Below are 22,869 nucleotides of genomic sequence, written 5' to 3'. Positions count from 1 at the left end.
ACAGAGGTTACACTTAATTCACACTGTTTTCAATAAAAAGACAGAACCGTGGCAGTCCCGGGAAAGGCTTCAGAACGCTCCCTCGGCCTTGATCAGCACCTGCGTGCTGTCCAGCCCCCCTCGCTCGGCCAGCGGCGCGGCAAAATCGATGTGCAGAACGTTGCCCACTTTGGTTTTACTGGAGCTGAATCGTAGGCCAATTCCCACGTTGGACAGGTGTGGGTTGGGCTCGTTGTCAATCTGCCCTCCCCAGGTCCGTCCGGCATCAAAGAACGCCACCGCGCCCATGCGGACGATGTTAAACAGGTGCAGATCGGAAAAATAACGGCGCTCGATATTCAGAAGATAGCGACGATTACCGCGCTGATAATCCACCGGATAGCCACGCAGACCATTGGCGCCTCCCAGTGTCAGTTGCTCAAACTGTTCAAGATTCTCGCCAATGTCATAGCGCAGGTTCAAGTACCAACGGTTCTGGTCATCACGAAACCAGTTGTAGTTGACCTCAAGCCCGAGCACCCCGCTGTCGATGGGGTTCGGGCCTTTGTAGTGGCGGCCGTCCACATCGCCCTGCAGACGAAGAATGTGGTGTTCACCCACACCGATGACATTACTGTATGACGCCTGGTAACGAATCAGGTCCCGGGCGTTTCCAAGCCGGGTACCTCCGTAGCCTACCCTCATCCGGTAGTTGACGCCCATGGCGACGTCTTCTGTGCGCTGGATCTGATTGAGGTTCTTGTAAGTGGCAAACCGGTTTTCAATCACTTCCAGCCCCACCCAGCCATAATTGCCCTTGCGATTGTCGGGAACCCCCAACACCGTCTCATCCGTGGCGCTGAAGATATCTTCTTCACGGGTGATACCCAGGCGCCAGCGCCGGGTAAACCGCTCATCGGCCCGGGCCGCCAGCCCGAAGTAAAGCTCACTGTCGCGGGTGCGGTGCCGAAATTCGTTGATATCATCGCCCCCCTCACGAATGGTCCGAACTTCGGCGACATCCTCCGTAAAGCCACCGGCCGCCCATGGTGTTTCCAGCGAGTAGAACGGACGCTCAAGACTGAAGGCTTTGTCCTCACCGTCGCTCTTCTGGGCGTAGTACAGGCGGGTGGCGAGGCGGGTCTGCATGAAGTGATCGGTGCGGTACTCATACCCGACACTGGAGCGCTCAATATCCTGAGAGTAGCGTAGCGCAATCGCATCGCCCGTCCCCAGAAAGTTGCCGTCTTTCAGACCAATCCCGGACTCGGTTTCTCCTCCCTCGTGCTTGAAGGTCAGCTCCGGCTCGGTGACCCAGGAGTCGCGAGTAATGACCATCAGGTCAATGTAATCCGGACAGACCACATCGGGGACAATGTAGGCACTGGTCAGGTAATTGCGGCTGCGCAGGATCCGCTCGGACTCGGCGACCAGCCGCTCACGCAACGAGTCGCCCTCGTCAAACAGCAACTGGCTGGCGATAATCGGTTCCCGGGTGTTGATATGCAGGCGGTTGAAACCACGGTACAGCCAGTTGTTCTCGGCGGGGTCCGACTCATCAAAAATCGAGCGACTGACATAGTCGATTCGGCGAATGGTCTTGCCTTCATGCCCCGCAAAGGCATCGAATACCAGGCGACTCTCGCGCTGCTCGGCCAGATCCCGATACTCATACTGATAGTGTTCGCAGGCCTGGCCGCCCTCTCCCTGCACTGACTCGGTGCTCACCGGCTCCCCCTGCGCGAGACCGGGTAGACAGAGACAGCACAGCAACCACGTCAGCCGATGAAGACTGGGGGCGGCGCGGCCCGGCTCAAATGAGAAACGGTGACAACCTGGCATCCATCTTTTCACAACAATTATAATTCTCGCCCACCGGGATGCCGCCCGAGGCATCCATTACACATGAGGCCCCATCATATACCGGAAGAAACCGCAGCGTCACGGATAAACTGACCGGACAGGAACGGAGCCTGAACTTACCGGGTTGGACCGCAAAAAACCGCGCAGGTTGCGCGCTGCGCTCAGTGGTGATGAGAATGGTGGGAAGAAGGGGTACCAGATGAGGCCGCGTGGCCACCACCGACCGCGGGCCACAGGGTCCAAAGCCCGAACAGAATGATGGCCAGGGCCATGAATATCCGCAGTCCCCGCCGCTGCAACAGGCGGGTCAGTTGCAGCGCCATCACGCCCGCGGCCAACACCGCGGGCAAGGTGCCCAGGCCGAACGCCAACATGGTCCCACCGCTCACCCACAGATTGCCTTGAGCAAGCGCATAGGCCAGGGCGGTGTACACCAGGCCACAGGGTAACCAACCCCACAGCGCACCCAGTAGCAGCGCCTGGCGCGGTCGCCGGACCGGAAGCAGTGACTTGCCCAGCGGTTGCAGGCGACGCCACACCACCGCGCCGCCCCGCTCCAACCAGGTCAAACCACGCCACCAGCCCGCCAGGTACAGGCCCATGGCAATCAGCAGGAGCCCGGCGACCAACCGCAACACTGGGTCAAGTGGTGTGAGGCCGCCGGCAAGCAACCCGGCCAAGAGGCCCATCAGGGTGTAACTGGTGATGCGCCCGACGTTGTAAGCGAACAGAAGTCGCCAGCGATGCCCCCGAGCCTCGGCCGGAATCGCGGCGGACAGCGCGCCCATGATACCACCACACATGCCCACACAGTGGGCGCTGCTGAACAACCCCAGCATCCAGGCCGCCAGCCAGGCTCCCCAAACCGATACCTCGGCACCCATCATGAGGTGTGCCCGTTGGTCGGGTCATCGGACTCCGGGGATCGGCGTTTGGCGTCTGAGGCAGACCGCGACGCATCGATGGGCTCATCATCGTCAAACAGAATCCGGTGCGCTTCGGTATCCAGGTTGTCGTACTGGCCGCTTTTGATCGCCCAGAAAAACACCTTCAGGGCAATGGCGACAAAAATCAGCGCAATGGGGACCAATAGAAACAGACTCTCCACATCAACCTCCTGTGTGAGGGCTGGGCTCAGCGGGCGCCCGGTGCAGGCGCAGTGCATTGAACACCACCACCAGGGAGCTGCTGGTCATGCCGATGGCGGCCAGCCAGGGCGGCACCAGGCCGACAGCGGCCAGGGGCAGAGCCACCACATTGTAACCGAGAGAGAGCAGCAAGTTCTGCCGGATCACCCGCCGGGTGCGCTGAGCCAGGCTGAAAATGCCCGCCAACACGCTCAGATCCGGATGCAGGAACACGGCATCGGCCCGAGTCTGGGCCAGGTCCGATGCGGAAGCCATGGCCACGGACACATCCGCGGAGGAAAGCACCGGAACGTCGTTGATCCCGTCGCCCACCATCATCACCTTTTCCCCTCGCGCCTGAGCCTGCTGCAGTCGCCGTAACTTGTCCTCCGGGCGAGCTCCCGCGGTATAGGTATCAATTCCCAGCGTATCGGCCAGGCGGGCCACTGCGCCCGATGAGTCGCCACTGAGCAATTCAACGGCCAAGCCCCGGGCGCGCAGCGTCGACACCAGCGTCTGAGCGCCGGGACGCAGTTGATCTTCCAGTGAGAACCAGGCAATCGGTCCGCGAGTATTACTCAGCAGCAACCACAATGTCTCGTCATCCGGGGCCGCAGGCACCTCGGTCGCCCCGTAGAGCGCGCCGGCGAACAAGGCATTACCGAGCCGATAGCGCTCGCCCTCCACCTTGCCCTCAACCCCGGCCGCCGTGAACTGGCGGGTATCCCGCGCCCGGTAGCGGTCGAACCAGGGACGAAACGCTATTGCCAGCGGGTGTCTCGCTGGCGCCTCAAGCGCGCCGGCAACACCCAACCAGTACTCGTCGGGCCGGTGCTCGTCACCCCGGGACACATTCACCAGCGACTGCAACGAGAACTGCCCCAGAGTCAGAGTGCCGGTTTTGTCCAGAATTACCCGGTCCACGCTGGCCAGGGTCTCCAGAACATGGCCGCGCGCGATCAAAAAGCCCCGCCGCCGCAAGTTGGCCGTCGCGGCCGTCAACGCCGTGGGCATGGCCAGAGCCAGCGCACAGGGACAAGTGACCACCAACACCGAGAGCGCGACCCAGAAGGCGCGTTGCGGGTCGATCACCATCCAGGCCCCCCAGACCAGCGCAAACACCATCAGTACAGCGGCCACAAAGTAGCGGGCCACGGTGTCCGCCAGTGCCACCTGCCGGGGTTTTTCGGCCTCCGCCTGGACCACCAGTCGTTCGATGGCGGAGAGCTGGGTATCACCGCCCACCGCCGTGACTTCCAGCTCGAGATCGCTTTCACCGTTGAGGGTACCGCCAACGACCCGGTCTCCCGGACCTTTGGGCACTGGCCGGGACTCCCCGGTCAGCAGTGCTTCAATCACATCGCTGTGTCCGTGAATCACCCGTCCGTCACAGGGAAAGGTTTCCCCGCTTTTCACCCTGACACGGTCTCCGAGCACCAGAGTTTTGACCGGCACCGACACCTCTTTACCCTGTTCGAGTCGCCGGGCGCTGAGCGGCATCAGCTGCGCCAGATTGCCGTAGGCCAGGCGGTTTCGATGCCGGGTGCGCATCTCCAGGTAGCGCCCCACAAGCAGAAAAAAGGTGAACATGGCGATGGATTCAAAGTAGACATCCCCTCGCCCGGTGATGGTGGCCCAGGCACTGGCGCCATAGGCCAGCCCGATGGCCAGCGCCACCGGCACATCCATGATCAGTTGCCGGGCCTTGAGGCTGCGCCAGGCGGCCTGAAAAAACGGCGCCGCCGAAAACCAGACCACCGGCGTGGCCACCAGGAAACTGAGCCAACGCAGAAACAGTTTCCACTCATCCACGGCGCCGGTGTACATGCCCACCGCCACCATGCCCGCCTGCATCATGCCAAACCCGGCCACCCCCAGGCGCAGCAGGGCCTGACGGTTTTCCTGTTGCGCCAGGGCACGATGAGCCTCGTCGGTGGCCGGGCGGGGGCGATAACCAATGCGCGCCAGCTCGGCCATCAATTCACTCAACGGCTGCTGATCGGCATTCCAGGTGAGGGTGCAACGGTGCGAGGTGACATCGACCGATAGCTGCCGGACCGCAGGGCTGCGCTTGAGGTGGGTTTCAATCAGCCAACTGCAGGCCGCGCAGGTCATCCCCTCGAGCAGCAGTTGGGCGCGGCGCTCACTGCCCTCCCCGGCGCTGACGAAATCCGCTTGTAACGCTTCGTTATCGTAAAGCTGCCACTCCGCGGCGACGGCCGCCGTTTCATCCGGTCGTTCACTGGCTTCCGAGCGGTACCGGTAAAACCGTTCCAGCCCCCCATCCACAATCGCCGTCGCCACTGCCTGGCAACCGGGGCAGCACATGGGCTGACGCTCACCGTTGATGGTCACGGTAAAGTCTGTCGCTTCGGGCACGGGCAGGCCGCAGTGAAAGCAGGGACTCTCGCTCATGGATACGACTCGGGGTGGACGAAAAGAGCGTTACGGCGAACGATCGCTCGGCCGAAGCTCAATCCGGTTGCGTTGATCAAAATGAATTTCGCCACGCAGCAACCACTCAGCGGAGCGCATCTGGGTAGCGTCATGCTCCGGCAGAAGTGTCAGGTAACGACGATGACTGAGTGCGCGGGTAAGATCTCCGCGATATCGGCCATCCCGAACCTTCTGTAGCAACACGCGTTGATCCTGGTCCGCATTGACCGGGTGCCCAATCAACAGGTGCAGCACATTCGGCAAGGTACCATTGCCCGTCAGGTTCAACAGAATTTCCCCGGTAACCGGATCAAACTCCACGTCGGCCTTGAGGTTCAAGGCCCGAGCCCGGGCTTCCTGTTCAAAACTCTGGTTGATGGAACGTCCCTGCTTGTAGTAATTATCCACCACCCGATCGTCTGCATGAAACACGGAAACGGTCACAAAACTCAGGGACACGCAGACCACAACGATCAGTGGTGACATGACAAACCAGAACCAGGGCTGTCGATACCAGGGGGCTTCGGGGGTATTGTCGGTCATAGTCAACCTTAGCGTTGAGGTGGACACTACTGGTCGCGTAGTGCCGGGCCAATAAACGTGGTGGTGTGTTCGGTATAAATCTCCGGGTTTTCCCGCGCCTCGACTCGCAGAGTCACCGAGGTTTTCACGGTATCCAGCGCCTCTCTGGGCACAACCACCCGCACTGGCAAGGTCAATACTTCCCCTTCGCTCACGGGCAAGGGCCGATAACCTTCCAGCTCAAACGGGTAATCACCACTGACGGAGAGATCGTAGATGTGCGTGTCGCGATCCTTGTTGTTGATTTTCAGGGTATAGACGTTTTCCACGTCGGGACCACTGATCCGGTACATCCGCATTCCCCGGTCGCGCAACACATCCAGGCCAACGGGCAGACGGGCACTCAGCGCATAAGTGAACACGCTGAGCATGACCAACAAGACCGCACCGTAACCCAGGAGCCGGGGGCGGAACACTTTGGTGTGGCCTTTTTCAATGGCATCCTCGGTGGTGAAACTGATCAGACCGCGCGGGTAATCCATGCGATCCATCACCTGATTACAGGCGTCCACGCACAGACCGCAGTCGATGCAGTCGGCCTGCAGACCATCGCGAATATCAATGTCCACGGGGCATACCTGAACACACCAGGAGCAGTCGATGCAATCGCCCAGCCCTTTCTCCCCGGGGTCGTCGGTGGGCTTGCGTGGCCCTCTCGGTTCGCCGCGAACGTAGTTGTAAAACACCGTCAGGGTGTCTTTGTCGTACATCACCGATTGAAAGCGGGCGTAGGGGCACATGTACTTACACACCTGCTCACGTAAAAAGCCGGCATTCATGTAGGTGGCGGCCGTAAAAAAGAAAACCCAAAAAGCCGCGGCGGGATGAACATCGATGGTAGCCAACCCCACCAATAACTCCCGTATGGGCACAAAGTAGCCTACAAAGGTAAGTGCCGTAACCAGCGCAATCAGTAGCCAGATCCCGTGTTTGGCTCCTTTTCGGACCACCTTTTCCGGCCCCCAGGGACGCGCATCCAGTTTCATCCGTTTATTGCGATCGCCTTCGCACAGAAATTCCGCCCAGATGAACATCTGGGTCCAGACCGTTTGCGGGCATGTAAAGCCGCACCAGACACGACCGACGAGGACCGTGACGGTAAACAGCATGAAGGCGGCAATGATCAACAGCCAGGCGAGAAACATACCGTCCTGCGGCCCAAAGCTGAGCCACAGCACGTGAAAGCGCCGCTCGGGCAGATCGAACAGCATGGCGGGGCGACCGTCGATGACCAACCAGGGCATCAACAGGTAGGCGGCCAACAACGGCATACCGGTATAGCGGCGCAGCTTCTGGTAGAAGCCGGTTATGCGCCGCATATATACCTTGTCGTCGGCCTCATAGAGGTTTACATAGCGTATCCCTGTATCCTGATCCTGTTCCGCTTGCTTACTCTTCTTCGTCATAGTTCATTGACAGGCTGTAAACGTAGGCGGCCAGAATATGAATCCGGTCATCCTTGAGCAGTTCGCCCTGAGCGGGCATCACCCCGTTACGACCGACCCGCAGGGTCTGGCGAATATCACTCGGCTCTCCGCCGTACAGCCAGACATCATCGGTCAGGTTGGGTGCGCCCAGGTTGATATTGCCGGTGCCATCGGCACCGTGACAGGCGGCGCAATTACGCATGAATTTCTGTTCACCGGCCGCCGCCAGCTCGGCATCATGCTCGCGCTCGCCCATGCTCAGGACGTATTCGGTCACTTCGGCAATACCCTGCTCACCCAGGCTGCCGCTCCAGGCCGGCATGGCCGCCTTGCGACCTTGCACCAGGGTCTGCTTGATACGCTCTGGCTCTCCGCCCCACTGCCAGGCATCGTCGGTCAGGTTCGGGAAGCCCCAGTTGCCACCGCCATCCGAGCCATGACAGACGGCGCAATTGTTGGCGAACAGGCGCAGTCCCATCTTCATGGCCTGAGGGTCGCGAGCGAGCTCTTCAATCGGCGTTTGCGCATATTCACCGAACTGCTCGGAAAAACGTGCCTGAGCCTGCTGCTGATGACCGCGCAGCTCTTTTTCCTGGGTCCAACCCAGCACGCCCGGGAAACTGCCAAGACCGGGGTAAAGAATCAGATAAACGCCCGCAAAGATGAAGGTTGCGATAAACATCTTGAACCACCAGCGAGGCAGCGGGTTGTCGTATTCTTCGATACCATCATACACGTGTCCGGTGGTCCGGTTTTCCGGATCTTCGTCGTCCCGCACCGCAACCTTGCGATTGGCAAGCAATACCCACAACAGCAACGCCAGGTTGGTGAGGGTGAGGACAATAATCCAAAGGCTCCAAAATGTGCTCATAATCAGTTCCGCCTGTCAGTCTCATCACCGGCGTGATGATCCGCCTGTTCATTCTGTTCGTCAGAGTCGGGCGACTCCGAAGCTTGTTTGTTCTGGTCTTCATCGGCAAAGGGCAAGTTGGCCGCGTCATCAAATCGCTTTTTACGACGCGGCGAGAAGGCCCACCAACAAATGCCTACAAAGGCGATCGTTACCAGAACCGTTGAAATTGCGCCCAAAGTACCCTGATCCATAAATCACCGTTTCTCGGTCAGCAAGGTACCCAACTGCTGCAGGTAGGCCACCAGGGCGTCCATTTCGGTAACGCCCTTGACCGCTTCGCCGGCACCTTCAATATCTTCGTCGGTATAGGGCACACCCACTTTGCGCAATCCGCGCATCTTCGCTTCGGTGTGCTCGCCGGTCAGCTTGTTGTCATACAGCCAGGGGAAGGCCGGCATATTGGACTCGGGTACCACGGTACGCGGATTGTACAGATGGGCCTTGTGCCAATCGTCGGAGTAACGGCCGCCAACCCGCGCGAGATCCGGACCAGTCCGCTTGGACCCCCACAGGAAGGGGTGCTCGTAGACATGCTCGCCGGCCACCGAGTAGTGTCCATAGCGCTCCACTTCGGCGCGCAGGGGACGCACCATCTGGGTATGGCAGACGTGACAGCCTTCGCGGATATAGATATCCCGTCCCTCGAGCTCCAGCGGCGCCAGCGGCTTCAGCCCGGCCACCGGCTCTGTGGTTTCCTTGAGGAAGAATTGCGGCACAATCTGAACCAGACCACCGAAGCTGATGGCAACAACCATCAGTACGGTCATTAAGCCAATATTTTTTTCAACAATATCGTGATATTTCATGAACCGCTCCCTTAAACCGCTTGAGGCTGAGTCAGGTTGTCTTCACCCGCCACAGAGGTCGAGCTCGCCGCAGTGCGCCAGGCGTTGTAGGCCATCAGCACCATACCCGACAGGAAAATTGCACCCCCCATGAAGCGTACGAAGTACCCCGGGTAGCTGGCAATCACCGATTCGATAAAACTGTAGGTCAGAGTGCCGTCGGCATTAAACGCTCGCCACATGAGGCCCTGCATGATGCCGTTGACCCACATGGAGGCGATGTAGAGCACCGTGCCAATGGTCGCCAGCCAGAAGTGAATGTTGATCCACTTGACGCTATACATTTCTTTCTTGCCAAACAGAATCGGCAGCAGGTGGTAAATGGCACCGATGGAAATCATGGCCACCCAGCCAAGAGCACCAGAGTGCACATGGCCAATGGTCCAGTCGGTATTGTGCGACAGGGCATTCACGGTTTTGATGGACATCATCGGCCCTTCAAAGGTGGACATGCCATAGAAGGACAGCGATACCACCAGGAAGCGCAGGGTCGGGTCAGTGCGCAGTTTGTGCCAGGCACCGGACAGCGTCATGATACCGTTGATCATACCGCCCCAGCTCGGCGCCAACAGAATCAGGGACATCACCATGCCCAGGCTCTGGGCCCAATCCGGCAGCGCCGAGTAATGCAGATGGTGCGAACCCGCCCAGATGTAGACGGAAATCAACGCCCAGAAATGCACGATGGACAGCTGGTAGGAGTAAATGGGTCGATTGGCCTGCTTGGGCACGAAGTAATACATCATGCCGAGGAAGCCCGCCGTCAGAAAGAAACCGACCGCGTTGTGGCCGTACCACCACTGGATCATGGCATCCGCTGCGCCGGCGTACGCCGAGTAGGACTTGAACCAGGCCACGGGGATGGCGGCGCTGTTGACGACATGCAACACCGCGACCGTCAGAATGAAGCCACCGTAGAACCAGTTCGCCACGTAGATGTGAGACGTTTTACGCTTGGCAATGGTGCCGAAGAACACAACGGCGTAGCTGATCCACACCACGGCAATCAGAATATCAATCGGCCACTCCAGTTCGGCATACTCTTTGGAACTGGTCAAGCCCATGGGCAGGGTGATAGCGGCCAGAACGATGACCGCCTGCCAGCCCCAGAACGTGAAGGGCACCAACCAGCCTCCGAACAAGGGAACCTGACAGGTCCGTTGGACCACATAATAGGAGGTCGCCATCAGGGCGCAGCCACCAAATGCAAAAATGACCGCATTGGTGTGTAAGGGCCGCAACCGGCCGAAATGAGTGAACGGTTGCACCAGATCATTCAGTGCCGGCCACACCAGTTGCGCTGCGATCAATACGCCAACTCCCATGCCGACGATGCCCCAGACAATCGTCATGATGGAGAACTGACGCACGACCTTGTAGTCGTACACCGGATGATCCCCGGCCGCTGTCAGATTACTACTCATAGGTCTTTCCCATTATTGCAGATCAAATCGTTATTCCACCCTGCGTATACGCACGCTGGCACCGAGCCGATAACTCGGGCAGGCGTTTGGCGCGGGCATTGTCGCCCAAAGCACAGCCAGCCTTCTTGACCTCAGTCAAAAAAACACGGTTCGTCAGTGTCTGTGGAATTGTTATTAATGGTGGGTTGCCCCGCTGAGCGGGGCGCTCCGGGGCAATGGCACCGGCAAATTAACGCAGTTTACGGCCTTTGTTGGCGGCGATTCGCATACGCAGGGCATTCAGTTTGATAAAGCCCTCGGCATCTTTCTGGTCGTAAGCGCCGGCATCGTCTTCAAACGTGGCAACTTTTTCGTCAAACAGGCTATCTGCCGAGCGACGCCCCACGACGTGTACGCCGCCTTTATACAGTTTGAGCCGAACATCACCGTTGACATGCTCCTGAGTCTGGTCGATGGCGGTCTGCAGCACCTGACGCTCTGGGCTCCACCAGTAGCCGTTGTAGATCAATTCGGCATACTTGGGCATCAGCTCATCTTTCAGGTGGGCCACCTCGCGGTCCAGAGTGATGGATTCGATGGCGCGGTGGGCCTTGAGCATGACGGTGCCACCGGGAGTTTCGTAGCAACCACGGGACTTCATCCCCACGTAACGGTTCTCGACGATATCCAGACGACCGATACCATTGTCACCGGCCACCTTGTTCAGACGCTCCAGAACCGTGGCGGGCGACAGGCGCTCGCCATCAATGGCCACAATATCGCCCTTCTCGTAAGTCAGGTCAATATAGGTGGGCTGATCCGGGGCCGCTTCCGGGGAGACGCTCCAGCGCCACATATCTTCCTCGGCTTCGGTCCAGGGGTCTTCCAACACGCCGCCCTCGTAGGAAATGTGCAGCAGGTTGGCATCCATGGAGTAAGGCGACTTTTTCTTGCCCTTGGAGAAGTCCACGGGAATATTGTGCTCTTCGCAGTACGCCATCAGCTTGTCGCGGGAGTTCAGGTCCCACTCGCGCCAGGGGGCGATGACCTTGACGCCGGGCTTGAGGGCGTAGGCGCCCAGCTCGAAGCGCACCTGATCGTTACCCTTACCGGTGGCGCCGTGGGAGATGGCATCAGCACCGGTCTCATTGGCGATTTCGATCAGGCGCTTGGAGATCAGCGGCCGGGCAATGGAGGTACCCAGCAGGTACTCGCCCTCGTAAATGGCGTTGGCGCGGAACATCGGGAAGACGAAGTCGCGCACGTATTCCTCGCGCAGATCGTCGATGTAGATTTCCTTCACGCCCAGCGCCTGGGCCTTGGCCCGCGCGGGCTCCACTTCTTCACCCTGGCCGATATCGGCGGTGAAGGTCACCACTTCACAGTTGTAGGTTTCCTGCAGCCACTTGACGATGACCGAGGTGTCCAGGCCACCGGAGTAGGCCAACACCACTTTCTTGATGGATGACATAGTGTGCTCCCGCTGAGAATCAGTACTTCATGGAGGTTTCACGCCCTGGGGACGGCCTCAAAGCGGCGCATATTGTACCCGTGATCGCGCTGAAATCCCATAGCCCTTACCGCGATTTCACCGCATTTGAACCGGGAAGCGTGTACACTTTCGGGTCTAATCCCGCGCCCGGACAGTGAGAGCCCCATGGCCACCAATGCAACCGTCATCAAGGCACGCCTTGAGATTGCCGACATGAACCGGCACTACTATCACAGCCACGCCCTGACTCTGGCCCGGCACCCGTCGGAAAATGACCAGCGTCTGATGGTCCGCCTGCTGGCCTTCGCCCTCAATGCGTCAGACACACTCACCTTTTCCAGCAGCCTGAGCTCGGACGATGAGGAGCCGGAGCTGTCCCGCCGAAATCTGGTCGGTGACATCGAGCTGTGGGTGGCGTTCGGCACACCGGATGAGAAATGGCTGCGCAAGGCCTGCAATCGCGCCAGGCAGGTGCAGGTGTTCGCCTATGGCAGCAACAGTGTCCGGGTCTGGTGGCAGCAACAGCAGAAAGCCTTGTCACGCTACCGGAACCTCAGCATCCGGGCCCTGCCGGATGACGCCCTGCAGCAGCTCGCCGGGCTGGTCGAACGCACCATGACCCTGCAGTTCAACATCAGCGAGCAGGACATCTGGGTGTCCAGCGAGACGGGCAGCGTTGCGCTGCAACTTGAGTGGCTCAAGGAAGCCGAGGGTTAGACGCCTTGCGCCACGGCTGCCAGTTGATCGCGCGCGTAAGTCTCCAGCGATGCCAGTATCTGCTCCTGCTCCGCGTCCACGCCCCCGGCACGTAATGCCGCCAACCGCTCCCGCAACTGGTCCCAGGTCAGCCCGGCGCCGGCGGCCGGGTCGGTCAGGCGCCGGTGGCAGAAGTCGCGCCACCGCCGACGCTCCTCGATCGAGAGACTGTCCGGGAAATGTCGCCCCCGGTACCGGAACAACAGCTCCGGCAGGCGCTTATCGTGAAAATCAAAGTTGGCACGGGCCAGCCCTTCAGGCTGAGTGCGGCGAATCTCGGTCATCAGTTTTTTGTCATGATCATCAAAAAAGCCCTCGTACAGCTGCTGGTCGGGGTCGGTGCGCGGCTCGAAGCCCGGGGTCCGGTAGATGGCCTGCAGCTTGGCCCGCAGCTGTTGCTGTTCACTGAGGGTCAGATCAGCCAGTTGCCGCCAATGGGCCTCCGCCTGCGCCTTGTCGATGCCAAGCCGCCGGGCGGTGCGATCATCCAGCGTGTTTGCCGGGGCAATCATTGGCGTCTTGTTCAGGTGTACTTCTTTGAGCGCTGGTCGCCGCGTGTCTTCCGGCAGGTCCTCTGAGCGGGTAAACAACCGCTCACGCAGGGAATCTTCAGAGGCCGACAACAGATCCTCGGGCGATTCCGACAGGTCGAACACCAGCACACTGTTTTTGTTCGCCGGGTGCAACGCCAGCGGGAGCACCAGCGCGGCATTGCCCCGCTCGGCGGGGTACATGCCGGAAATGTGCAGTAGCGGTCGATGACCGTCGATGTCAATAAACCCGGCGGCGAACCGTTTGTCCCTCAGACGGTAGGCGTGGTCGTACAACCTGGGCTGCCGGTCCCGGACCAGACGGGCCATGGCAATGGTGGCGTAAACATCCGAGAGTGCATCGTGGGCGGAGGCGTGATCCAGGCCGTTGGCCTCGGTCAGCCTCTCCAGTTTGAAGCAGGGTTTACCGTCATCGTAATCCGGCCACTCAATTCCCTCGGGGCGCAGTGCCCGGGTCATGCGGACTACATCAATCAGGTCCCAGCGCGAGTTGCCGTTGCGCCACTCGCGTTCGTAGGGGTCGTAAAAGTTGCGGTACAGGGTATAGCGGGTGACCTCGTCATCAAAGCGGATCGAATTGTAACCCACACCACAGGTGCCGGGCTGGCCCAGCTCGGCCATGATGGTGGCAATGAACTCCGGTTCGGGAACACCTTTTTCCAGCGCCATTTGAGGCGTGATGCCCGTGACCAGGCAGGCCTCCGGCTTGGGCAGGCAATCAGCCACCGGCCGACAGTAGAGCATCAGCGGGTCGCCGATGATGTTCAGGTGCTCATCGGTGCGAACGCCGGCAAACTGGCTGGGACGATCCTGGGCGGGAACCTCGCCCCAGGTTTCATAATCGTGCCAATACAGGGTTTTGGACTCACTCACCGCCAGGCTCCTCACACCAGAATTCATCCACACTCTACCACCCGGCACCGTTCAGGCCTACCGGCTGCTATAATCCGCCGAACGACCGTAAAGGAGGCTGCATGCCCGAACTCGAAGCGCTTTTTCAGAACAACCGTGCCTGGGCGGACCAGATCAAGGCGGAAGACCCGCAGTTTTTTGCCACCCTGTCCAAGCAGCAGGCACCGGAATATCTCTGGATCGGCTGCGCGGACAGCCGGGTACCGGCCAACGAAATCGTCGGCCTGATGCCGGGGGAACTGTTCGTCCACCGCAATGTCGCCAATCTGGTGATTCAGACCGACCTGAACTGCCTTTCGGTCATGCAGTTTGCCGTTGAATACCTGAAGGTCAAACACATTATGGTCACCGGCCATTACGGTTGTGGTGGCGTCAAAGCAGCGCTGGCCAACCAACAGTATGGCCTGCTGGATTACTGGGTACGCAATATCCGCGAGGTGTACCTGAAACATCAGGACGCGATGGATGAAATTGCCGACGATACCCAACGTCTTGATCGGATGTGCGAGCTGAATGTCATGGAACAGGTGGCCAATGTCTCCCACACCAACATCGTCCAGAATGCCTGGAAGCGCGGTCAGGAACTGACCGTTCACGGCTGGATCTACAGTATTGAAGACGGCATCCTGCGCAACCTGATGAAACCGATCACCGGCATCGATCAGGTTGACGAGCGCTACCGGATGATCTGAACCCGCGCCTATTCGGCCTGCATCAGCCAGCGCTCGGTGAAACGCTGGCTGTCCAGAGGGCGGTCGTAAAGAAAACCCTGAGCCCGATCGCACCCGAGCCGGGTAAGGGCCTCCGCCTGAGCCTGAGTTTCCACCCCCTCGGCCACCGTCATCATGCCCAGACTATGCGCCATGGCGACAATCGTGGTCACGATCGTATAGTCACTCTGATTGTCGAGCATGTCACTCACAAAGGACATGTCGATTTTGAGCGTGTCGGCCGCAAAACGGCGCAAATAACTCAGCGACGAGTAGCCCGTGCCAAAATCATCAATCGACAGGCCAAAGCCGGCCTGACGTAAACGTTCAGTGATTTCAACCGCAAGTTCTGGGTCACGCATAAAGCCACTCTCGGTCAACTCCAGACCAATCGCCTCGGGGGGGACCGGCGCCGCCAAGCCCCGGATCTCATCGGCCAGCGCAAGATCGGTGAATTGCAGTGCAGAGATATTCACGGACAGCCGCCCCGGGAAAAGCAAACCCCGCTTCTGCCAGACGACCCACTGCCGACTCGCAGAGCGGAGCACCCATTGCCCCAGGTCATTGATCAGGCCGCGCTCCTCGGCCAGCGGGATAAACTCCGCCGGGTTCACCCACCCCCAATGATCGTCCTTCCAACGGCAGAGCACTTCCGCTCCCACCAGGGCACCGGTCACCAGGTCGACCTGCGGCTGATAATGCAAACTCAGGCGATCTTCCACCAGGGCACGGGCAAAGCGTTCGGCCAACGCCCGGCGACGATTGAGAGCCTCCGCGATAGACACATCGAAAATACAGGCATTGCCGCCACTGCGCTTGGCCTCATGCATGGCCACACTGGCGCACTGGAACAGGTCGGCTGCGGTCATTGCATCGACCGGATAGCAGGCCGCGCCTATGTTTACATCCAGAGAGAACTCACGACCTGCGGCATACACCGGCCGGGCCAGACTCTGGTGGCAACGATCAATCACCGCCGGCAAGCCATCGACGCCCAGATTGGGGACCAACAGGGCGAATTCATCTCCGGACAGGCGCGCCAGAAACTCATCGACACGGCAGACCTGCTCCAGACGACGGGCCACCGCTGCCAGCAGTTGGTCGCCCGTATCGTGTCCCAGGACATCGTTGATTTCCTTGAAGCGCTTGAGGTCGAGAAACACCAGACCGAGGGACTCACCCGCTTGCTCAGCGTGCAGCAACGCACTACCGAGGCGCTCCATGAAATGAATGCGGTTGGGCAGAGTGGTGGTTCCGTCGACGTAGGCCAGTTGGTAAATCCGCCGATCATTGGTTTGACGCTCCAGCTCCCCAGCCGCCCCCGCCGCCAGAATTCGAAGCACGGACGTCGCCAGGTTAAGATCCGGCGCGGAGTGACTGTAGATCACCATCAGGGTGCCTATGGGCTCGCCTTTGGCACTGTCCAGGCGCCGTCCCACATAACTTCGGGCCACCAAGGGTTCGCCGCCACCCGGATGGGGAATGGGTATCGGAGGTTCGAAACAGCCGACACTCTCACCCTCGGACAGCACCTCCGCACAGTGAGAACCTTTCAGGTGGTACTGAACATTCTCCACCGGCTGACCCGCCACCACCCTCGCCAGGGTTTCCATCTGATCTTGGCCCTGAAGCGTCGCGACAAACCCGATATCGGCGTCCAGAGCCCGCGTCAGGTGAAGAACCAACTGTTGAAAAAAGTCTGCACCCAATCGACTGGTAATAGCCATTGCCGTTTGCACCACGGCTTCCTGGACCCGCTCGGACTCATGCTGTTCGGTAATATCGGAAATAAACCCTTCCAATAGGACCTCGCCGCGATCCGGACTTAACACTCCCTGCCCCTGTTCCCACATCCATCGGACATCACCCTGGGCATTGATCAGCCGGTAAATCACCCGGTACGGCTTGCCCGCGGTAACGCATGCCTGAACCTCGGCATCCACCCTGGCCCGGTCGGCCGGGTGAACGAGCTGGGCGAAAGCAATCAGCTTGCTCTCAATCAACGCTTCCGGTGGGTAACCGGTCAGCTCGCGCGCCCCCTGACTGACGAACTCCATGGTCCAGTCGGCGTCGTTACGGCAGCGGTAAGCCATACCAGGCAGGTGATTCATCAGAGTGTGCAGCCTCCGCTCGCTCTCCTGCAGTGACTCTTCGGCTCTGCGTCGCCCCAGCTCCGCCCCGGTCTGTGCGGCAGCGATACGCAGCACTTCCTCGGCGACGCCAGGTAGCACCAGGGGCTGGTCGCTCATCAGGGCAATCAACCCCAGAGCCCGGCCATCCCGGGCGGTCATGGGAAACCCGAAATAACCTTCCACTCCCATCTTCTGCAACAGTTCATCTTCGGGAAAGCGGGTGCACACACCGGCGGGGTAAACGCAGGCACTGGTCCCAATCACCGTTTCACAGGGGCTGCCCGCCAGATCGTAAGTAAAGTTCTCAATGGCCCGACCATGAGACCAGACAGCGAGAGTACGCGCCTGCGCGAGGTCGGGAAAGACTTCCGCGATCAGGGCGTGATCGACACCCAGGAGCTCGGTCAAACGCTGAGAGAGGTTCAGAAAAAAATCGGGCGAGTCGTTGAGAGCCAGACTGTCAGCCAACTGCCGGAATACTTCTTCTGCCGAAACGTCTGACTTCACTCAACCCCCTGGATACATCGCTGGTAGTGACGGGGATATTAGCGAAATACGCCAACTTAGCAAGTGACACGTGCTCTGGGGGCCAGTCACGGAGCGGGCCGGGTTGACTTGCGCGCCAAAGCTGCCTTATGTTCGCAATGACAACTACACTATTCCCAAGCACTCATAATTCCAATAACCGGAGACCCATTCCCATGCATGCCCGGCAGATTCTATTCGGTCTGGCCCTGAGCACGGCGCTCAGCGGCTGCGGCAATTCCTCAGACACCCCGGCACCGTCCCAGCGCGGCTTCGAACTCAATGACCAGGGTTACTTCGAACAACAGGGCGTCGGCCTTATGGTGTTCCAGGACACCTCGCCCGAGAGTCGGCAGAGCGGACTGATTCTGGTCAGTCACGACAACCGCCTGGCGTCCAATGGCGACCTGCGTCTGGAGCTCACCCCGGGGCAGTGGTCCCCGGTGCCCCGCCTGCTGAATCGCACGGTGGACCGGGAAAAAGGCGAAATCGTGGCGACGCTGAAATACCCGGATGAGCGCCAACATCGCACCGGCTTCAATCCGCTCGACTACCCGGACCTGGAGTTGGAGTACGACCTGCGGGTTCGCGCCGAGGGAGACGACCTTCGGGTTCAGGTCGATCTCAAGTCGCCGCTTCCCGAGGAGTGGGCCGGAAAGGTGGGCTTTCAGTTGGAGCTCTACCCCGCCGACCTGTTTGGAAAAAGCTGGATCATGGACGACGCCACCGGTATTTTCCCGCGCCAGCCCTATGCGGTTAGCGTCCCGGCCGATTCAACGCCCAACCCAAAGATTGTGTCCGACGGTGAGCGCGCCGGTCTGCTCCCACTCGATCACCATCGCGCTCAGCCCGCCCCACTGGCCAGCGGCCAGACCCTGACCGTTGCCCCCGAATCCGAGCGGATGCGGCTGCAAATCGAGAGCCTGAAGGGGGAGCTGCAACTGCTCGATGGCCGGGTTCAGCACCAGAACGGCTGGTTCACCCTGCGCAGCCCAATAGAGGCGGGAGCCACCACCAATGCTGTGTCCTGGCGAATCACCCCCAACGTGGTGGATGGCTGGGTCCGCGAGCCGGTCATCCAGCACTCCATGGTGGGCTATCACCCCCAGCAGGAAAAAGTGGCCGTGATTGAAACCGATCCGGACGCGCCACTGGGTGACCCCGTGCGGTTGCTGCAATTGGATGCCAATGGCGCCCGTGAAGTCATCGCTCAGACCCCCACCCTGTGGGGCGATTTTCTGCGTTACCGCTACTACCAGTTCGATTTCTCCTCAGTGCAGGAGGAGGGGTTGTATCAGCTGGCACTCGGCGAAACCCGCAGCCACCCGTTCCGCATCGCCCGCAATGTGTACGACCAGAACGTCTGGCAGCCCACCCTGGAGTACTTCCTGCCGATACAGATGGGCCATATGCGGGTCAAGGAAAAATACAAGCTCTGGCACGATGACAGCCACCGGGACGACGCCCTGATGGCACCAACGGATATCAACCACTTTGACGGCTATGTCCAGGGCAGCAGCACGCTGACGGACTTTGCCCCCGGCGAGCATGTCCCGGGGCTGACCCGCGGTGGCTGGTACGACGCGGGGGATGAAGATTTCCGTATCGAGTCGCAATCCGGTGAAGTCTTTATTCTGAGTGCCGCCTACGACGAATTTGGTATTCAGCATGACAACACGCTCATCAATCAGGAACTGCGCCTGACCGAACTGCGCGAGCCCGACGGACTGCCAGACATTCTGCAGCAGATTGAGCACGGCCTGCTGACCGTTGTGGGCGGCTACGAAGCGCTCGGCCGCCTGTACCGGGGCATTATTGTGCCCACCCTCACGCAATACGTCATGGGTGGGGACTTCTCCGGCCAGACCGACAACCTGATCTACGACAAGACACTGGGCCGACAGGAGCGCACCGCCACCCACTCGGGGCTACCTGATGACCGGTGGGTCTTCACTGAGGAGAATCCCGCCCGGGAATTCGACGCCATCGCCAACATCGCGGCCAGCGTCGGTCCGATGCGCGGTTATGACGACGATCTGGCCGAGCGCACCCTGGCCGCGGCCGAGGACCTGTGGCGCGTTGAGCGAGCGGTGGAGAGTACGGCACAGCGCAATGAACAGATCCGGGCCGCCGTCGAGCTGTTTCGCACCACAGGCAAACCTGAATACCGGTCGTTTCTGCTGAACCATCGCGACCACATCCTGGACCAGTTCCGTCAGATCGGCTGGGCGGTGGCCCGGGTGGTTCACGAACTGGACGACCCGGCGCTAACCGACGCCATGCGCAACGCCGCCGCCGAGTACCATCGGGAGCTGCAGCAGAAAATGAACGCCACGCCCTACGGTCTGGATTTTGAAATGCAGCTGTGGGGACGGGGCTGGACCCTGCAGCACGAAGGCGTGGCCCAGTACTTTTTGCACAAGGCCTTCCCCGAGGCATTCGGTAAAGAGTATCTGCTGAACATTCTGCATTATGTGCTGGGCACCAACCCCGGGGCCAATGCCCAGTCCTATGCCACCGGCGTGGGCGCCAAATCCAAACGGGCCGCCTACGGTCTGAACCGCATGGACTACAGCTATATTCCCGGCGGTGTGATTGTGGGTACAGCACTGATCCAGCCGGACTTCCCTGAGTTGAAGGAGTTTCCCTACCTCTGGCAACAATCGGAATATGTACTCGGTGGCGGGGCCAGCAATTTCATGTTCCTGGCTTTGGCGGCCGATCGGCTACTCAATGCCGAAACGGCTGCGGACTGATCTCCCCCCCCCCTTGCTATCCTGATCAGACGCCGCGCTCGCGCGGCGTTTTCCGTTTCGGGAGGCGCCTCCCGAAACGCCGTTCAAGACGATGGCGCCAACTCTTCCAGAGACACCCACAGGCGCGGGTCTTCGAGCGGCGTCTGATCAGAAAGCGCCCGGTTTTCCAGGAAGAAAACCTTGCGCTGACCTACGCCTGCCCGGTTGATGACCGCCTGCACCATGGGGCTGCTTCGAAACAGTCGATCAAAACTGCCATCTTCAATGGCGCGCATCAAACCCCGCTCAAGGGCCTGGGCCAGCTCCGGGTGCTCGGGAGTCACAAACAGGTAAAACGGCATTGGGTAGACCAACATAATACGGGCGTCGATGCTCAGCTCGAGTCCCGGCCGGTTGCTCACCTCACTCCAGGGTTCATGCACACCCCGGGGGAATATCTCAAAACGTTTGGCATGGACCATTGTTATCAGGCGGTCGAAGCTCTCTTCGCGCACATCAAAACCGTTGTCTTTGAGAATCCGGGCGTCGGGCCAATCAACGCCCTGCCCGTAACTGAACGCTCGCAACTGGTCGAGTGTTTCAACGGTGTTCAGTCGCTCGATATTGTCGGGGTGGGTGATGAATATCCGGTGCCCGATCAGTCCCTTGTAAAGCGGAATACGGACCGGTAACAACGTTTCTTCCAGCTCACGGGAGGTCGCCGACCACATGATGTCGATGCGACCTTCCCGGGTATCCCGCTGTTGCCGGGCGGCGGTCAGGTCACCGGGGTGGATGTTCAGCGTATAAGCGTAACCGGCTTTATCCAGAGCCAGACGGATCATGGTTTCAGTGTAGCGGGCATTGTGATCACCGCGGGACACCATATGCAGCAACTCACGAGCCTGAGACGGCGCCGCAAGGCTCACCCAGAGTGCCGCCACACCGACCACTTGCCCCACAACTCGCCACATAGCCGACCTCCGGAGGTCCCCATGATTGAACGGACCGGCTCTCGCCACCGGCTGAGTGGCACATATTACAACACAAGAGCAAAAGTGTGCACTATCACGGTGCAAAGCCGATCAGCAGGGGAACCCCTATAATTCCGCCGTCCCGGAAAGTGGCGTCTGGCGCCTAATTGACGGCCTCCGGCTACTGGTAAACCTGATCTGTCTTGGCGGCCATGATGAAGTCATTGCGGTGCAGGCCGCCGATCTTGTGGGTCCACCAATCAACGGTGACCTTGCCCCACTCGGTCAACAGCGCCGGATGGTGATCGGCCGCTTCGGCCAGGTCACCGACGCGCTGGGTAAATGCCAGGGCCTGGGCAAAATTCTTGAACTTGAATACCCTTCTGAGACGTCGTTCGCCGTCCACTTCCAGCAGTTCCCATTCCGGTGCCTCAGGTCGCAACTCGGCGATCTCTGCGTCGGATAGCCGGGGGGCATCGGCCCGGCAGGCCTCGCAGGTCTGGTTGGCTAAATCACTCATTGAATACCTCCTCTAAAAAGGGGTGGTTAATCCGCATCGGCCCCGCATTCCTGCGCCGACCGGGCGATTTGCCTCCATCTTCACATGGCGAGCGGAGCGGACACAACTCGCTCAGCCCGTCAGAGCCTGGGCCAGTGTATCCCCCACCCGGGAGGCTCCCGATAGCGACCAACCGCCATCGACCGGCAACACCGCGCCGGTGATGAAGTCGGCATCGGCCGACGACAGAAACCGGCAAGCCCGATAAATATCTTCTGCTTGCCCCAAGCGCTTCAATGGAACAGAGGCTTTAATCTGGTCTTGCAGCGCCGGCGAAGGGGCGAGACGTTTCATGCCTTCGGTATGTTCAATCGGGCCGGGGAGCACCGAGTTCACTCGGATTCCTTCCGGCCCCCACTCCTGGGCCAGGGTTCGGGTCAACATATCCACGCCGGCCTTGGCCGCACAGACATGGGACTGCCCCACCATGGGCAGTACCGCCTGGGGGGCTGAGATCTGAATCACCGATGAGGGACGGCGCAGGTGGGGGTAGACCGCCTGAAGTACATGAAAGCTGCCCAGAAGATCAATCTCCACCACCGAGCGAAAGGCATTAGCCGACATACCCGAGGCCAGTGCCGGGAAGTTACCCGCCGCACCGGAGACCACCACATCCAGAGGCCCCCACCGGTCGCAGAGCCCGGCAATCCCCTGCTGCAGGGCTTCAGGGTCACGGACATCCGCCGTGAAACCCTCGGCCTCGGCGCCCAATGCTCGCAGCGCCTCCAGGGTGGCGTGCACCTTGTCTTTGGAGCGGCTGACCACGGCGACACGCGCCCCATCCCGAGCAAAGCCCTCGGCAATACCCCGGTTGATGCCACTGGTTCCCCCTACCACCAGGACCGTGGGTGCCCAGCCTTTTTGGCCGGTCGTTCGTTCAGTCATCGGGAGTCTCCCTCCGGTTTATGCCTTACCCACCGATTTATGCCTGAATAGTAGCAGCAATAG

The 22,869-nt window shown here is 60.1% G+C and carries 19 protein-coding genes; 3 read left to right on the top strand and 16 right to left on the bottom strand.

Going from position 1 to position 22,869, the window contains the following annotated elements:
* Positions 1-69 precede the first annotated feature (69 nt).
* From OOT55_RS01425 to OOT55_RS01375, 11 genes are all read right to left on the bottom strand, one after another.
* Positions 70-1,707 carry a hypothetical protein gene (locus tag OOT55_RS01425; RefSeq protein ID WP_265367386.1) on the bottom strand — a complete coding sequence of 546 codons (1,638 nt, stop codon included), beginning with the start codon at positions 1,705-1,707 and terminating at the stop codon, positions 70-72.
* Between the two features lie 296 nt (positions 1,708-2,003).
* Positions 2,004-2,729: a sulfite exporter TauE/SafE family protein gene (locus OOT55_RS01420; protein WP_265367385.1), complete on the bottom strand. Its 726-nt coding sequence runs from the start codon at positions 2,727-2,729 to the stop codon at positions 2,004-2,006.
* A complete protein-coding gene (gene ccoS / locus OOT55_RS01415; protein WP_265367384.1) occupies positions 2,726-2,950 on the bottom strand; it encodes a cbb3-type cytochrome oxidase assembly protein CcoS in 225 nt (74 codons plus the stop codon). The genes OOT55_RS01420 and ccoS overlap by 4 nt, the downstream gene beginning before the upstream one ends.
* A gap of 1 nt (position 2,951) precedes the next feature.
* On the bottom strand, positions 2,952-5,384 hold the full coding sequence (locus OOT55_RS01410; protein WP_265367383.1) for a heavy metal translocating P-type ATPase: 2,433 nt from the start codon (positions 5,382-5,384) through the stop codon (positions 2,952-2,954).
* A gap of 30 nt (positions 5,385-5,414) precedes the next feature.
* Entirely contained in the window at positions 5,415-5,948 is a 534-nt protein-coding gene (locus OOT55_RS01405; protein WP_265367382.1) for a FixH family protein, read from the bottom strand.
* Positions 5,949-5,974: 26 nt separating this feature from the next.
* Entirely contained in the window at positions 5,975-7,393 is a 1,419-nt protein-coding gene (gene ccoG / locus OOT55_RS01400; RefSeq protein ID WP_265367381.1) for a cytochrome c oxidase accessory protein CcoG, read from the bottom strand.
* Positions 7,377-8,285, bottom strand: a complete 909-nt coding sequence (gene ccoP / locus OOT55_RS01395; RefSeq protein WP_265367380.1) for a cytochrome-c oxidase, cbb3-type subunit III — start codon at positions 8,283-8,285, stop codon at positions 7,377-7,379. The genes ccoG and ccoP overlap by 17 nt, the downstream gene beginning before the upstream one ends.
* A gap of 2 nt (positions 8,286-8,287) precedes the next feature.
* Positions 8,288-8,518 (bottom strand): cbb3-type cytochrome oxidase subunit 3, encoded by a 231-nt coding sequence (locus OOT55_RS01390; RefSeq protein WP_265367379.1) that lies wholly within the window; start codon positions 8,516-8,518, stop codon positions 8,288-8,290.
* 3 nt (positions 8,519-8,521) lie between these two features.
* Entirely contained in the window at positions 8,522-9,133 is a 612-nt protein-coding gene (gene ccoO, locus OOT55_RS01385; protein WP_265367378.1) for a cytochrome-c oxidase, cbb3-type subunit II, read from the bottom strand.
* Between the two features lie 11 nt (positions 9,134-9,144).
* Complete coding sequence (ccoN, locus tag OOT55_RS01380) at positions 9,145-10,596, bottom strand: cytochrome-c oxidase, cbb3-type subunit I (RefSeq protein ID WP_265367377.1); 1,452 nt, start codon at positions 10,594-10,596, stop codon at positions 9,145-9,147.
* Positions 10,597-10,825: 229 nt separating this feature from the next.
* Positions 10,826-12,046 carry an argininosuccinate synthase gene (locus OOT55_RS01375; protein WP_265367376.1) on the bottom strand — a complete coding sequence of 407 codons (1,221 nt, stop codon included), beginning with the start codon at positions 12,044-12,046 and terminating at the stop codon, positions 10,826-10,828.
* A gap of 186 nt (positions 12,047-12,232) precedes the next feature.
* Between OOT55_RS01375 and OOT55_RS01370 the strand changes: the two genes are divergently transcribed.
* Positions 12,233-12,784: a YaeQ family protein gene (locus OOT55_RS01370; RefSeq protein ID WP_265367375.1), complete on the top strand. Its 552-nt coding sequence runs from the start codon at positions 12,233-12,235 to the stop codon at positions 12,782-12,784.
* Here OOT55_RS01370 and sbcB read toward each other — a convergent pair.
* On the bottom strand, positions 12,781-14,247 hold the full coding sequence (gene sbcB, locus OOT55_RS01365) for an exodeoxyribonuclease I (RefSeq protein WP_265367374.1): 1,467 nt from the start codon (positions 14,245-14,247) through the stop codon (positions 12,781-12,783). The genes OOT55_RS01370 and sbcB overlap by 4 nt on opposite strands.
* A gap of 101 nt (positions 14,248-14,348) precedes the next feature.
* Between sbcB and can the strand changes: the two genes are divergently transcribed.
* Entirely contained in the window at positions 14,349-14,978 is a 630-nt protein-coding gene (can, locus tag OOT55_RS01360) for a carbonate dehydratase (protein ID WP_265367373.1), read from the top strand.
* A gap of 8 nt (positions 14,979-14,986) precedes the next feature.
* Here the strand turns inward: can and OOT55_RS01355 are convergent, their stop codons facing one another.
* Entirely contained in the window at positions 14,987-17,635 is a 2,649-nt protein-coding gene (locus OOT55_RS01355) for a putative bifunctional diguanylate cyclase/phosphodiesterase (RefSeq protein ID WP_265367372.1), read from the bottom strand.
* A 194-nt stretch (positions 17,636-17,829) separates the two neighbouring features.
* Between OOT55_RS01355 and OOT55_RS01350 the strand changes: the two genes are divergently transcribed.
* Positions 17,830-20,409 carry a glycoside hydrolase family 9 protein gene (locus tag OOT55_RS01350; protein WP_265367371.1) on the top strand — a complete coding sequence of 860 codons (2,580 nt, stop codon included), beginning with the start codon at positions 17,830-17,832 and terminating at the stop codon, positions 20,407-20,409.
* 83 nt (positions 20,410-20,492) lie between these two features.
* On the opposite strand, the gene OOT55_RS01345 is transcribed toward OOT55_RS01350, so the two are convergent.
* From OOT55_RS01345 to OOT55_RS01335, 3 genes are all read right to left on the bottom strand, one after another.
* Positions 20,493-21,362: a diguanylate cyclase gene (locus OOT55_RS01345; protein ID WP_265367370.1), complete on the bottom strand. Its 870-nt coding sequence runs from the start codon at positions 21,360-21,362 to the stop codon at positions 20,493-20,495.
* A gap of 181 nt (positions 21,363-21,543) precedes the next feature.
* Positions 21,544-21,882 (bottom strand): 4a-hydroxytetrahydrobiopterin dehydratase, encoded by a 339-nt coding sequence (locus OOT55_RS01340; RefSeq protein ID WP_265367369.1) that lies wholly within the window; start codon positions 21,880-21,882, stop codon positions 21,544-21,546.
* A gap of 111 nt (positions 21,883-21,993) precedes the next feature.
* Positions 21,994-22,806 (bottom strand): SDR family oxidoreductase, encoded by an 813-nt coding sequence (locus OOT55_RS01335; protein WP_265367368.1) that lies wholly within the window; start codon positions 22,804-22,806, stop codon positions 21,994-21,996.
* Positions 22,807-22,869 lie beyond the last annotated feature (63 nt).

Origin of the sequence: Marinimicrobium sp. C6131, assembly GCF_026153455.1 — a bacterium.
In the GTDB taxonomy this organism is placed as follows: Bacteria; Pseudomonadota; Gammaproteobacteria; order Pseudomonadales; family Cellvibrionaceae; genus Marinimicrobium.
The sequence above is the reverse complement of the archived record's forward strand: the minus strand, read 5'-3'. Positions and strand labels throughout refer to the sequence as shown.